Raw genomic sequence first — 13,100 nt, forward strand, 5'->3', positions numbered from 1 at the left:
CTTATCCACGAACTGCCGCCTCCTTTCCGAACTGCTCCAAGTCACTTTGCTGTTGAAACAGCTTTTGATAATACCCCTGCTGTCGGTAAAGCTCCTCATGCTGTCCCTGTTCTATGACTTTTCCCTCTTTTAACACATAGATTCGGTCTGCCGCTACCACATTAGCAAGTCGATGGGAAATCAAGAGCACTGTTTTTGTCTTTGCCAGCTCTTTTACCACTTCCATAATGTCATTTTCACTTTCCACATCCACATTGGAGGTTGCTTCATCGAAAATATAAATCTCGCTATTATGCAGCAATGCCCTTGCTAATGCAAGACGTTGCTTCTGCCCTCCGGAGAGGTTCGATGCCTTTTCCAAGAGTACATAGTCCAGCCCACCGTTTTCTGTTACAAATTCCAGTAGATTTACTTGTTTTAGCGCTACACACATCTCTTCTTCCGTAGCATCTTCTTTTCCCATTTTCAGATTCTCCCGAATAGTTCCCGCAAACAAATAACTGTCATGACGGATTCTGGTGATTCTTTTTCGTAAATTTTCTGAGGAAATCTGTGATTGCTCCACTCCACCGATTTGAATCCTTCCCTGCTGTGGCTTTTGTTCTCCCATAATTAAGGCTGTAATGGTACTCTTCCCACATCCGGATTCTCCTACCAACGCGGTCAATCCCCGCTTTGCCTCTACGGTAATATCTTGTAAAATTGTTTCCCCCGGTTCATAGGAAAAAACGACTTTTTCCAGGGAAATACCTTTTTCCTCGCTTATAACATTTACTGCTTCTTTTACCGGTTCTTCCTCTAAATCAATTAACCGAAATATTTTATCTGCTGCTGCATTTCCATTCATGGCAATATGAAAAAAGGAGCCCAATAATCGAAGGGGAAGGAAAAATTCTGCCGAAATCATAATAATGAAAAAGCACTGTGCCAAATCAATTCCATGGCTTTTATATTCTAAAATGCTTAAGATAATTCCTGCCGCTGCTCCGCCATAGGCTACCAAGTCCATGATGCTGATAGAATTTAGCTGCATAATTAACACACGCATGGTAACTTTTCGAAACTTCTCGGATTCTTCATCCATCTTTTTGGCATAACGCTCATCTGCCTGATAAATTTTTAACGTAGTAAGCCCCTGCAAACATTCCAAGAAGGAATCCCCTAACTCTGTGTAAGTTCCCCAATACTTTGTCAGCATTTTCTTGGCAAATTTCTGTACTGCCACAATGGAAACCGGAATCAAAGGTACACACACCAAAAGCACTACGGCAACCTTTAGATTCATGGTGCCCACGATTATAAATAGGGTAATCGGTGCCAACATACTATAAAAAAACTGGGGCACATATTTTCCAAAATATATCTCTAACTGCTCTACCCCTTCAGTGCTAATCTGTACTACCTCGGAGGTCTGAAATTCTTTTCGATAACTGCTGCCTAAACGCATTAACTTTTCATACACCAAGGTACGAAGTCGTTCTTTTACCACTTTAGATGCCTGAAAGGAATAACGACTATTAAGATAAGACATTCCTCCTCTTACCAAAACTACCACTCCAAGCACTGCCAGTAACGTAATTCCATGGTTTTGCAAAGGTTCTCCGCCCACCATGGCAGAAACAAATTTTGCTGTTTCAAACATCAAACAAACATTTGCCAACAGCATCACCCATTGCGTTATAACCATCCCCACTACATACTTGTTGTTGTCTCGAAATTCCTGTAATAACCTCTTATGAAACATGACCGTTCCTCTTTTCTTTCCTTTTATTCTGTATGGTAACTTTTATATGTTTTATGGCAGCCCAGGGATGATACCATAACATTCTAGGACCGGCATAGTGCATAACTTCTCTTACCTTCTCCTGCATTTTAGGTGCATAACAGTGCACCTTACAGGCACTGCAAAAGGTTTTTGTCTCCATAAACGGACATTTGTCGGTACGCACCCAGGCGTAATCCCGTAACTCCTCACATTGTGGACATAATCCCTTTTTCTGCTTATGCTTTCCCCTACAATAGACCTGCACCATCAGCCCTAACATTTCTTTTTCTTTCTCTCGTTTTTCCTTGATATCCATATCACCTAATCCTCACAGCCCTCTGGGAAGTCTGGTTCTTCCACTGTTTTGATACGGAACAAAAAGTAATAATAATGAAATACTGCCACCACTGCAATAATTGCTTTCGCATACCAAACCGGAGACATAATAAATCCTATCAATAACAATAACGAAATGGGGGTTAATACAGATACTTTCGCTTTTACGGTCATTTCCTTCTTCTTCACGGTATTTTCTATGTATTTTTTATACAGCTTTGTTCCTGTAAACCACTGATGAAACCGCACAGACCCTCTGGCGAAAAGTGCTGCTGCAAGTAAAAGAAATGGGGTCGTTGGCAAAATCGGAAGAATAACTCCAAGTATTCCAAGTCCAAGGGAAATGAACCCCAACGCCACACAAACTCCACTTATTATTTTTTTCATATTGTACCTCGCTTTTCTCTTTATGAGTTAGAAATTGCTAACTCAAAATAGAGAATACACGAATCCCCATATGCCTGCAAGCAAAAAGGAGCTATTGAGAATCTCTCTCAACAGTTCCTTTTACTTTTTCCACTAATTGGATTTTCTTAAAAAAATTTCCACTGTTTTGTCCATTTTTTCTTAATTTCCTATTGCATAAAAAAAAGAAGCCATTGAGACTATCTCAACAACTTCTTTTCGTTATTATCTGTGGTTTGAAAACACCAATTATGCCATATATTTGTTGATTAAGTTATCAACAACCGGAACTGTTACTGTTCCCTGATTTAATGCCTTAACACCTAAGATTAAGAAGAACACGGTTCTAATAATATCAATTGCATTGGTAATAGAATTGAAAAATGAACCAATCGTTCCTGTTGAAAAATATACATTAAATACAGCTAAGAAATTAGTTAACCAGCTAAGTACGTCCGGAATTAATCCGATTGTAGTAATAATCACACCTACTGTAATCATTAATGCAACTGCTTTTACAGCTACTTTCTTAAGCCATTCATTTTCCTCAAATAATAAGATATATCCGGCAACGATAAACATTGCTACATATCCTCCGAATGCTGCGCTGAAATATGCCGCTGCTCCTAATAATCCTACTGAAACTCCTAATTTGGTCTTTTGCATAACCATCCTCCTCGTTTATTAAAAAATATTTTTACATATACTGTAAACTACTCTACCTTTGTTCCACACTCAGAACAAAACAGCGCACCATTATCTAATGTTGCTCCGCAATTTGCACATTTCTTAGCTTCTGCTACCGGCTGCTCTACTACTGGCTGTACGATTTCCGGCATCTTATTTCCGCAAGATGGACAGAAAGCAGATTCTTTTGCTACTTCTGCGCCACAATTCTCACAACGTACTACACCTTTGATTATCTGTATCTGTGCCTTTAAATCCTGAATTTTCTTATTGCTATCTGCAATTGCCTGTACCATACCGGACATTGCTTCTTCACTATCCGCTGCATGTAATTCTACATATTTCTTTCCAATTTCAAGATATGTATCATTAATTCTCTTTTCTTCGTCGGTAATCTGCATATTTAATTTTGCTACATCCGCCATTTCTCTTGTCTTCTGCAAAGTAGACTGGCTTGCCTGTGATATCTTTTTTCCAAAATCATCTAAAAATGCCATTATTGATTCCTCCATTTTACAAACTTACTATAATTATAACAACACTCACTGAAAAATATTATACAATTATTTCCAATCTATTGTCAACTATGAGAACCCTGATACTATGTCTTCTAAAATACTAAATCAATAGTTGTATCTACTTCAAACTTTCAGTTTAACACTATTTCATAATTAAATTGCCCTAAACTGAATTACCATAATTAGAACATAAATTACAAAGCCTATCATAAGAGAAATAGAATTATTCTTTGTCACTTCTTTAGATATTCTTCCATATATCCAATTAGTAATAAAATAGAAAACACATTCCATTAAATATGCACCCAACAGATTGCCTATGTATACTGCGCCGCCAATTCCACCATTTAAAATAGTCACATAAAAAATTGGTAGAATTACTGATAAACTCCAAAATATTATCTTATTTTCCTTTAATTCTTTTAACATAATTACTTCCTCGTCTTTCATTACACTCAAACTTTCACTTTATGTCTCTTGCAGTTTGGAAATTTGCTCTACGATATCCATAAATGCAACACGCTCTACTGCATCCATGATTTCCTTCCATGTTTTCTCATATTCGTCTGATACTTTTGCCGTTCCATAGGTTTCTTCCCATTCCATCAAGCCTTGCATATCAAAATTTTCCGCTACCTCTTTTAGGATTGCTAATTTCTCCAACATTTCATTCTTTTCTAAAACTGCTTTGGAGTCCTCTTTTGACTCCTCCGCACTGATTCCAAAATAGTTCTTCAGGTTGCTTTCACATTCTTTTAACATCTCTAACAATTCACCGGTGTGCTTCCATGCTTCTTCGCACTTTTCCTCATGTCCATATTCTTCCAATATCTTGGCTTTTTCTGAAATTTCCATTGCGCCTACCATCTTAGAAGCGCTTTTTAATCCATGTACGGTAATTGTATAATTCTCGATATCCTCTTCCTGTCGAAACTTTTCTATTTTTTCTGCTGTCCTGGAAATGGAATTCAAGTAGTCTTTTAAGCACTCCTGATACATGTCCTCATCCGAATAGTATTGTCGTGCTTCTTCCGTATCTATTCCCGCAATGGTAATACCCCATCCTTTGGCAGTTTCTTTATTCTCTTCTGTCTCCTCCTTTTCTTGCTCTTCTTCCTTTTCTCCGTCCCTGTCTCCGAAAATAATCTTGTTTCTCGGCAACCATTTGAGCAAAATCTCTTCCAATTCTTTTCCATTGATAGGCTTACTTATAAAGTCCTGCATCCCTTCTTCTATATATCTTTCGTACATACTGGACATTACATTTGCCGTAAGTGCCAAAATCGGTAATTTACAATAATAAGTGTCTCCTGTTTTATCACACAACTCTCGGATTCGTTTTGTTGCCTCAATACCGTTCATTTCCGGCATCATGTGATCCATCAAAACAAGGTCATACCGCTGTTTTTCTACCTTATCCACTGCTTCAAAACCGGATTCTGCTGTATCTACCTGCATTTTTAATGGTTTTAGCAGTCCACATGCCACCTTTAGATTTACCTGTACATCATCCACAATAAGAATTCGTGCCTCCGGTGCAGTATAACTTATATACTGTTTTTTTTCAATACTTCTGCTCTTTCTTCCTGATTCATAATCTCCCACACCGTCTAATACCGAGATTCTCTGTTGTAAAATAAAAGAAAACTCCGAACCTTCTCCATAAACACTTTCTATTTCTATTTTACTTGCCATGGCTTCTAAAAGCTCTGCTACAATAGTCATTCCAAGCCCGGTTCCCTCTACATTTTTATTTTTATTGTAGTCAAGACGCTCGAACTTCATAAACAGACGCTTATTATCTTCTTCTCGGATTCCTATTCCGGTATCTTTTACGGCAAAAAGTACTTTACAGTTTTCCTTCTTTTTATCCATCTCCTTGACTTGGACTTTAAATGTAACGCTTCCTTCTTTTGTGTATTTTACCGCATTAGTCATAAGGTTTACCAATACCTGTCGAATATGGGTTTCGTCACCAATCAACTGTTCCGGAAGCTCCGGGTCGATTTCAAACTTTAACTCCAGGGCTTTTTCCTCTGCCAATGTGGCAATCATACTTGTAACATTATCTATTAATTGCACCGTGCTGTAGGAAACATTGATGATTTCCATTTTTCCAGACTCTATCTTGGACAAATCTAATATTTTATTGATAATTTCCTTTAGGTTTTCTCCGGAAGAATTAATATCAGAAGCATATTCTAAAATTCTTTTATCATCGGAGCTTCTTAAAATCATCTGGTTTAATCCTACCGTTACTTCTGCTTCTTCGATAAAGTTGGTGGTAAGAGAGCCCCCTGCCTTGATGACCGCTTTATCCATTCCGTGAATTCCCTGATGGACAACAATATCCTTTCCTGCATTTACGATTGCTCCTTCGATAACGCCATCTACCTCTAAGCTTCCTTCTACATTCATTTCCACAAAAGTTGTCCCTCTTCTACCATTTGAATAACCGGAGAATAATCAACACTTCCATCCTCGTTTATCCTGGGTATATTTTGCTGTACGTTTTTATCAAACAGGAACTCATAGTACCCTGCTTTTCCCGGTGTTGCATATTCCCCCTGCGCAACAATATATACTTTTTTGTATATGCCATGTTCTGCAATCTCATTAAATAATTCCCGGTCAACTCCCGACACAATTCCACGATTCTGTAATTCCTCACTCAATAGTTCCTCTGTAATGTTTGTATCCCCATTTGGTATTACACTCACCATAACCGCCATTGCATTTTTCTTGATATTAATTTCAAGTTTTCCTACCATAACCTTTCTCCTCGCATGCTTGTCTGTGTTTTCTGACCCTTTTATTTTTTTTTCTGATAATTTATTTTATCGCGAATCCCCATATTTTCTTTGATAACTGTCATTTTGGTTGTTATATCTATCTTATCAATTTCAACCCTTTTTACTCAATACAATCGCCGTATTTGTCACTTTTGTTTATATGTCATTTTTGATGACACTTGACCGTTCTCTTATCAGTCTGTTGCGCAATGGAAAATTATATTACCCTGATGTCCACCGACCCTGCACTGGTAAAAGCATATACCGAACAATATCAGGAACATTTATCCCTTTGTTCTCCGGTATTTGTTTCTCATACTGACTCTGGGAATTTTAGCTCCTATTTTTCTAATATACGCCATATGAAAGGCACTATATTTGAAAAATCTGCCTCCCTGTCTGTTTGCACGTTGCCTCGTGAACTCCTGCACTTATGTATACAGCAAACCAATGATAAAGATGGTAAAAAAGCGTACGAATTGTACTTAAATGAAATTCCTGAATTTGAAAAACGGCTAAGTTGCGAATCTTATGTGGATATCGCACCCTTAGCCACTGCTGCCGAAATACGCACCGGGAAAATCCCTGTTCCCATTCCTTTTGGTACCTGTGATTCTCGCCCCTGCTATACACCGGAAACTTATATTTTGCACCTTAAAAATATTCTGCGTTTGATGGAACAATATGAAAACTACCGCTTTTTCCCTTTTCCTAATAAGTTTTCATCTGATTACCATCTGATTGTAAATGAATTCGGTCTTGCACTTTTGCTATACACCGGAAACTTATATTTTGCACCTTAAAAATATTCTGCGTTTGATGGAACAATATGAAAACTACCGCTTTTTCCCTTTTCCTAATAAGTTTTCATCTGATTACCATCTGATTGTAAATGAATTCGGTCTTGCACTTTTAACCGGCACTTCGGTACCCGAATTAATATTAGAAATCCACAATGGGGAAATTATGAACGCATATCAGGAACACCTGCACCAATTTGTGGAACAATTAGGCTCTTATTACACCCAAAAAGAAAACGTGCGCGCTATACTAAGGCATTTCATTTCAGAACTTTCAGAGTCGTAATTTTATGCTTTTATGATACTTTTCTAACACTCTTCTCTTTGGGCATCCTGCTTTGTTCTGTGTATCGTTCCCCGCGGGTGATTTGGCGGAGCATAGGTGGAAGATACTTTTAGCGGACATCTTCCTACGTTAATAACATTATGCCAGGTCCCCGCGGGAACAAACACGGTATCACCCTCCCGAACCTCTCTTTGATACTCTAATTGTCTTCTACAGGTTCCCATTTTCACTACGGCTCTTCCCTGTTCTACTCGAATGACCTGATCGGTATCTTCATGTATCTCCAATCCAATATCTCCTCGTACCGGAATGCACATCAATGTCATTTGCAAATGACATCCGGTCCAAACAGTGGTACGAAAATTTTCATTTTCCATGGTACTTTGGGGCACATTCAATATATACGGATTGGATCCAAAATCTATACGACTTCTATTGTTTGCACAATTCATATATTTCTCCATCTTCGCTGTTTCTATAACATATGCTTAAATGGAAAATGTGTCACCTGCCAATACATATTTTTGAAATGCTTTTACTGCCGGTGACATGTATACACTGTCATCGTTTACCAGATAAAAATTTCGCTCATAGGCAGGTGTATTGATTTTTAAAATATTAAGATTTAGTTTCAATAATAAGTCCATATACGGAACCACCGCAATTCCCAATCCCTGGGAAACCAATCCGGCAACCACCTGGTCTTCCTCGGTTTCGTAGGCAATCTTCGGCACTATTTTACTGTTTATAAACATTTCATCAATTACATCGCGAATTCCCGAACTTTTTGCAAAATAAACATAAGGATACGGTTCTGTCTTGGCAAGGTCTATGGATTTTTCTTCTGCCAGAGGATGATTCTTCGGGGTAATCAAAACCAATTCCTGTCTTCTAATGGGAACTGCTGTCAGTCCCAACTCTTCTTGTGGTTTAGAGCAAAACAATAAGTCAAACTTTCGTGCTGCCAACCCTTCCAGCAAATGCTGCGTTACATCTGTATGAAAAGTGAATTGAATCTCTTTATCCGGATGTTCTTCTAAGAAGCGCGCTGCCAGACGTGGAACAAACTCCACTCCCAGCGGGCGCAACAATCCCAGCCGAATCAATCCTTCCCCTCGTGCGCTACGTTTTAAAGAAGCAACTCCCTCATCCAGTGTGGAAAGGGTATGCTCCGCACAACTTAAAAACTCCTCTCCAAATCGTGTCAACGTGGTATTTCTTCCTACTTTTTCAAACAATGGCACTCCCAGTTCTTTTTCCATCTGCGAAATGGCATGGCTAAGACTTGGCTGCGTGATACATAACTGCTCTGCCGCCTTGGTATAGTGTTGCACATGTGCCAATGTCACAAAATAGCGTAAATAAAACAGATTCACCAGATTGCCTCCCTTCTATCTCTAATCATCAGTATACACCTAATTATAGATACAATCTATAATTCCATGAAAATTATCAATTTGTTATTCATTTCAACTCTCACTATACTAAAGTAGATTTAAAAATGTAAGTAATGTAGGAGGAATTAACATGGATGATACATTAAAGAAAAACATGATTCATACTTTTCGCGGAGAATTGGCACTTGCCATTGCAGTTACCATTAATAGCTTTGGTGTTGTACTGATGCTCTATTCCAGCGCAGGAATTTCTGCCATTTCCAGTGTTCCTTTTGCTTTTTCTGAGGTGTTTTCCAATATTTCTCTTGGTACATGGACTTATTTGTTTCAGGGATTATTAGTGCTGAGCTTAATGATATTAAGGAAAAAATTTATTCCACAGTATCTATTTAGTTTTGTTGTTGGTTTTGCATTTGGAAAACTTTTAGATGTTCATGAGCTTTGGATTCAAGCATTGCCACATGATCTTCCATGGCGTATTTTTTACTTTATAATGAGCTATTTTCTGATTAGCTTGGGAATCGCACTTTCCAACCGTTGCGGACTCCCTATCATCCCTACGGATCTTTTTCCACGGGAACTTGCGCAAATCAGTGGTATTGCCTATCCGAAAATCAAAATATCCTTTGATGTCATCTGCCTTGCTGTTACCGCAGGTCTGACTGTTTTCTTCTTAGGACACCTGGATGGTCTGGGTATCGGAACCATTCTTGCTGCCTTCACTATGGGAAAAGCCGTAGGACTTATCGGGAATTGGTTAGATAAAAGATGTCAATTTGTCTCTGTTTTAACGGAGTAACTGTTGTACACTGTCAACCTAGGACTTCAACTGCTTTTCGGAGGTTTCTAACTTGTCTCCTCCTGTTGAGTCAAACTGTATCTCCATTTCATTTGCAAAGGTTGCCCCTTTCCCCTACTCTAAGCTTTCTAATCAAATCTTCATTGCCTATCACCTTCCCATCCCCCTGTGATTACCTCAAAAAACTCTGAGTCCCATCCACTTCTTCCTGTGGATGGGGCTCAGATCATGCTTCATATTCACACTTTTTATTGTTACTTCGTATTCTTTACTTCCTACTGACATTTCTTTCTCTTTTTATGGACTGCTATGATTCCAACCATTCCTGCTACGGAAACACACAGTATTCCTGCCCAAAGTATCGGTTGGAAAGTATCACCGGTCTTCGGTGCAGTTACCGTTGCATTAGCAGTCTGATCTTTTGCCGTATTGGTATCGGCAGACAGTGCTGTTTCCGTATTGGTATTAGTATTGGTATCGGCAGACAGTGCTGTTTCCGTCTTTGCATCATCCTTTTGTACCACGGTCAATACTGCTGTCGCATATCCGTCTTCAAAAATAAATCTGACTGCATGGTCGCCAACTGCTAAGGTGTTCATAAATTCTTTTTTGAATTTTACATAAGTAGAACCGCTCCATGCTGTGTAATACTTGCTGTCTACTACCTTTCCGTCAATCTCAACATCTACAAACTTCTTATATTCTCCGTCGACACGGACAGTAAAACTGCTATCTTTATTTAAGGTGTATACACCGCCTGCTCCTTCGATGACTTTATATTCTTTTGGTGTTGTATCTGAACCATTAATCATAATCTTTGCAACTGTATTTTCTACGAACTGATAGTTTGCAGTTGCATTTCCACCACTGTAAGTTACTTCAAAATTCTTAACATTTGTATCGTTTGTATTAACTGCTCCTTTTACTTTTGCTATCGGTTTCTTGAAGCCTGCAATGCTGTTCTCATCCTCGCCATCTACAAATCCATCTATTCTGACGTTAAGTGCCGGCATTGCATCACCTTTGTCAATTACAACATCCACAACGAATACTAACAGTTTTCTCGGCTCAATGGTAAATGTCCAGCTACTGTCTGTCAGACTGGAGGCTGCAAGATAATTATCATTTTCTGCCACATTGATCTTTACAGTATATGTTCCGGCATTGACCGGTGTAACTTTCTTTCCGTCCTGATAATATTCTACTGTGATATCTCCACAGGAAGTGCCATCTTTTTTCGATATTTCTGCTTCCTTGGCTTTTCCGTCGTAGATCAGACTCTGTGGTGCTTCAAACTGAAAATCGGATGCTTTTAATGTAGCAGCTTCTTTTTTCAAAAAAAGCTCATTATTATCTTCTTTTATTACGAAACCATCCTGATCACTGACAAACTTAGATACATCAGACTCTTTCAACACATAACCTTTCCCATAGATATATCTAGCATCTCCTCCACCTATGGAAACAGGATAACTTTTGAGAGCACTGGTGATACCGATCTTAGCATTTCCCACTAAGGAACCTTCCACATATACATTGGACCCGAAATCTGACAAATAAAGATTATTTACTGTTCCTCCGGTATAGCGTTGCTCTGTTGTACTCCAGATACCGTCCTTATAATTGCCACTGATATTGATATCATTGTTTAAAAGACATGCTCCACTTACAGGAACGAAAACGCCGCCTCCGTTTCCACTTGTACTGTTGCCAGTGATCGTACCTCCATACAGTTTCTCCACATTATATACACCGCCGCCATTTCCTTTAGCAGTATTTCCACTGATGGTTCCACCGGTCATGCGGGCGGAACCACCTCCGTATTCATAGATTCCGCCTCCATTGCCGGCAACTGTGTTTCCACTGATGGTTCCACCAGTCATTTCAAAATTTCCACCATTGCCAATTACATAAACCGTTCCGTTACTCTCAGATACATTGTTTCGGATTTCACTGCCTTCTTGCATAGTCACCGTACTATAATGATTTACATATATGGCTACGCCTTCCTTTGCATGGTTATTCTCAATCACGGTGCCACTTTCTAAATTTACGTTAATACTCTTAGATTTAAGTGCAGGTGATGCAGTCTGTGTATTTCCGTCCTTATTTCCATCCACGATGATATTCTTCAATGTAACGACATCTGACTTATGACCATTGGCGCCATCAAAATCCAGTATTACATCTGTATGACTCTTACCCCTGATCAACTTTGATACATTGGATGCATCCGGACTCTGGATCGTCACTGCTCTTCTGACATATACCGTATCTGTGATCGTTATGTCATTCATGACATTGATAAGACTAATATATTGATTTTGGGCTGCCGCCTGCAGCTCAGTCAATGTCGTAACATTTGCAACACCTGTCGGTTCAATCCGTATGTATTTATAACCATCTAATACCGTATCCTTCGCTGCCTGTGTTCCCGGTGCAGCATCGCCGGTAAATACATTATAGTCTTCATAACCATACCCACTCTTATCTATACCGGAAGGAGACTCATAAGCAGCAGCACCTCCAAAAGCTGTCAGGGTGGCAGAGTTTTTCACATAAATACCCTTTTGTGCAACAATACCTTTTCCCGTACTGCCATCGCTCGCTGCTTCAAACTTCGTCCTGATCCCATCGATTTTCAGCACTCCTCCCGATGATACGGCTGTAGCACCACTTTTCGCCTGGACTTTCACCTCCACGCCATCTGAGACAGTCATGCCTAATCCTGCCTGTATTGCCTCTTTTCCGTCGCTTTCCACTGTCAGGCTGCCCGTTCCGCCACCATATCCACCATAGCGGATTGTCAAATAGCCGGTTACCTCTATTGCTGTTTCATTCTGTGCAGCAGTCACCGTATTCGTATTTGTTGCCTGATTGTTGCATACATATATGATAAGATTTCCATCCGCTTTGATCGTATGTGCCTCTAAATTATTCAGCCAAAGCTCACCCGCCGTATCATAGTATGCACTATGGTCCTCATAAGTACCTGTTGCACCGCTATCAGCAGTATCACCATTTTTAAAATACTCCTGACTGCCCGCATGCAATTCCACACCATCTATAAATACGCTGTCTGCACTCTCTGCTGCAGATGTCTGCATTGACATTTGTGGCAACATCGGTAATATTCCAAGTACCAGCACTGTGCAAAGCAGCCAGGCAATTCCCTTTCTTATCTTATTTGTCTGTTTCATATTTTACCTCCTTGAATCCACACTTCAAAATTGACACAGTTTTACATTTTTTATATAATCACACTACACCGTACATTAGTGTACGATGCAAGTGTTTTTTCTAAATTTTACAGCC

The 13,100-nt window shown here is 39.3% G+C and carries 13 protein-coding genes; 2 read left to right on the forward strand and 11 right to left on the reverse strand.

Features of this window, described 5'->3' with window-relative positions; genetic code table 11:
- Window position 1: 1 nt before the first annotated feature.
- The 8 genes from KQI83_RS06755 to KQI83_RS06790 form a co-directional block, all read right to left on the reverse strand.
- Window positions 2–1,744 (reverse strand): ABC transporter ATP-binding protein/permease, encoded by a 1,743-nt coding sequence (locus KQI83_RS06755; RefSeq protein ID WP_216555829.1) that lies wholly within the window; start codon window positions 1,742–1,744, stop codon window positions 2–4.
- The gene (locus tag KQI83_RS06760) at window positions 1,734–2,081 is read right to left on the reverse strand and encodes a nitrous oxide-stimulated promoter family protein (RefSeq protein WP_216555832.1); all 348 of its coding nucleotides are present in this window, start codon (window positions 2,079–2,081) and stop codon (window positions 1,734–1,736) included. The genes KQI83_RS06755 and KQI83_RS06760 overlap by 11 nt, the downstream gene beginning before the upstream one ends.
- A gap of 5 nt (window positions 2,082–2,086) precedes the next feature.
- Window positions 2,087–2,488 (reverse strand): YbaN family protein, encoded by a 402-nt coding sequence (locus tag KQI83_RS06765; protein WP_216555835.1) that lies wholly within the window; start codon window positions 2,486–2,488, stop codon window positions 2,087–2,089.
- Window positions 2,489–2,755: 267 nt separating this feature from the next.
- A complete protein-coding gene (locus KQI83_RS06770; RefSeq protein WP_216555838.1) occupies window positions 2,756–3,172 on the reverse strand; it encodes a hypothetical protein in 417 nt (138 codons plus the stop codon).
- Window positions 3,173–3,219: 47 nt separating this feature from the next.
- Entirely contained in the window at window positions 3,220–3,690 is a 471-nt protein-coding gene (locus KQI83_RS06775; RefSeq protein ID WP_216555841.1) for a zinc ribbon domain-containing protein, read from the reverse strand.
- Between the two features lie 174 nt (window positions 3,691–3,864).
- On the reverse strand, window positions 3,865–4,140 hold the full coding sequence (locus KQI83_RS06780; protein WP_216555844.1) for a hypothetical protein: 276 nt from the start codon (window positions 4,138–4,140) through the stop codon (window positions 3,865–3,867).
- A gap of 39 nt (window positions 4,141–4,179) precedes the next feature.
- Window positions 4,180–6,129 (reverse strand): response regulator, encoded by a 1,950-nt coding sequence (locus KQI83_RS06785; protein WP_253295536.1) that lies wholly within the window; start codon window positions 6,127–6,129, stop codon window positions 4,180–4,182.
- Entirely contained in the window at window positions 6,126–6,482 is a 357-nt protein-coding gene (locus tag KQI83_RS06790) for a flagellar assembly protein A (protein ID WP_216555854.1), read from the reverse strand. The genes KQI83_RS06785 and KQI83_RS06790 overlap by 4 nt, the downstream gene beginning before the upstream one ends.
- 230 nt (window positions 6,483–6,712) lie before the next feature.
- Here KQI83_RS06790 and KQI83_RS06795 point away from each other — a divergent pair, with 230 nt between their 5' ends.
- The gene (locus tag KQI83_RS06795) at window positions 6,713–7,306 is read left to right on the forward strand and encodes a hypothetical protein (RefSeq protein ID WP_216555859.1); all 594 of its coding nucleotides are present in this window, start codon (window positions 6,713–6,715) and stop codon (window positions 7,304–7,306) included.
- Window positions 7,307–7,612: 306 nt separating this feature from the next.
- Here KQI83_RS06795 and KQI83_RS06800 read toward each other — a convergent pair whose 3' ends face one another.
- Together KQI83_RS06800 and KQI83_RS06805 are read right to left on the reverse strand one after the other, a co-directional pair.
- Window positions 7,613–8,041: a cupin domain-containing protein gene (locus tag KQI83_RS06800; RefSeq protein WP_216555862.1), complete on the reverse strand. Its 429-nt coding sequence runs from the start codon at window positions 8,039–8,041 to the stop codon at window positions 7,613–7,615.
- 36 nt (window positions 8,042–8,077) lie between these two features.
- Complete coding sequence (locus KQI83_RS06805) at window positions 8,078–8,965, reverse strand: LysR family transcriptional regulator (protein WP_216555865.1); 888 nt, start codon at window positions 8,963–8,965, stop codon at window positions 8,078–8,080.
- Between the two features lie 151 nt (window positions 8,966–9,116).
- Between KQI83_RS06805 and KQI83_RS06810 the strand changes: the two genes are divergently transcribed.
- Window positions 9,117–9,785, forward strand: coding sequence for a DUF6198 family protein (locus KQI83_RS06810; protein WP_216555868.1), 669 nt, complete (start codon window positions 9,117–9,119; stop codon window positions 9,783–9,785).
- 275 nt (window positions 9,786–10,060) lie between these two features.
- Here the strand turns inward: KQI83_RS06810 and KQI83_RS06815 are convergent, their stop codons facing one another.
- The gene (locus KQI83_RS06815) at window positions 10,061–12,985 is read right to left on the reverse strand and encodes a pectate lyase-like adhesive domain-containing protein (protein WP_216555871.1); all 2,925 of its coding nucleotides are present in this window, start codon (window positions 12,983–12,985) and stop codon (window positions 10,061–10,063) included.
- Window positions 12,986–13,100: the final 115 nt, after the last annotated feature.

It is taken from the genome of Roseburia sp. MSJ-14 (genome assembly GCF_018918225.1).
In the GTDB taxonomy this organism is placed as follows: domain Bacteria; phylum Bacillota; class Clostridia; order Lachnospirales; family Lachnospiraceae; genus Petralouisia.

What these genes read in the sequence shown, in the direction of transcription:
- KQI83_RS06795 (WP_216555859.1), top strand. Translation starts at nt 6,713, where the DNA reads ATGGAAAATTATATTACCCTGATGTCCACCGACCCTGCACTGGTAAAA.
- KQI83_RS06775 (WP_216555841.1), bottom strand. Translation starts at nt 3,690, where the DNA reads ATGGCATTTTTAGATGATTTTGGAAAAAAGATATCACAGGCAAGCCAG.
- KQI83_RS06760 (WP_216555832.1), bottom strand. Translation starts at nt 2,081, where the DNA reads ATGGATATCAAGGAAAAACGAGAGAAAGAAAAAGAAATGTTAGGGCTG.
- KQI83_RS06780 (WP_216555844.1), bottom strand. Translation starts at nt 4,140, where the DNA reads ATGTTAAAAGAATTAAAGGAAAATAAGATAATATTTTGGAGTTTATCA.
- KQI83_RS06800 (WP_216555862.1), bottom strand. Translation starts at nt 8,041, where the DNA reads ATGAATTGTGCAAACAATAGAAGTCGTATAGATTTTGGATCCAATCCG.
- KQI83_RS06810 (WP_216555868.1), top strand. Translation starts at nt 9,117, where the DNA reads ATGGATGATACATTAAAGAAAAACATGATTCATACTTTTCGCGGAGAA.
- KQI83_RS06770 (WP_216555838.1), bottom strand. Translation starts at nt 3,172, where the DNA reads ATGCAAAAGACCAAATTAGGAGTTTCAGTAGGATTATTAGGAGCAGCG.
- KQI83_RS06785 (WP_253295536.1), bottom strand. Translation starts at nt 6,129, where the DNA reads ATGAATGTAGAAGGAAGCTTAGAGGTAGATGGCGTTATCGAAGGAGCA.
- KQI83_RS06790 (WP_216555854.1), bottom strand. Translation starts at nt 6,482, where the DNA reads ATGGTAGGAAAACTTGAAATTAATATCAAGAAAAATGCAATGGCGGTT.
- KQI83_RS06815 (WP_216555871.1), bottom strand. Translation starts at nt 12,985, where the DNA reads ATGAAACAGACAAATAAGATAAGAAAGGGAATTGCCTGGCTGCTTTGC.
- KQI83_RS06765 (WP_216555835.1), bottom strand. Translation starts at nt 2,488, where the DNA reads ATGAAAAAAATAATAAGTGGAGTTTGTGTGGCGTTGGGGTTCATTTCC.
- KQI83_RS06755 (WP_216555829.1), bottom strand. Translation starts at nt 1,744, where the DNA reads ATGTTTCATAAGAGGTTATTACAGGAATTTCGAGACAACAACAAGTAT.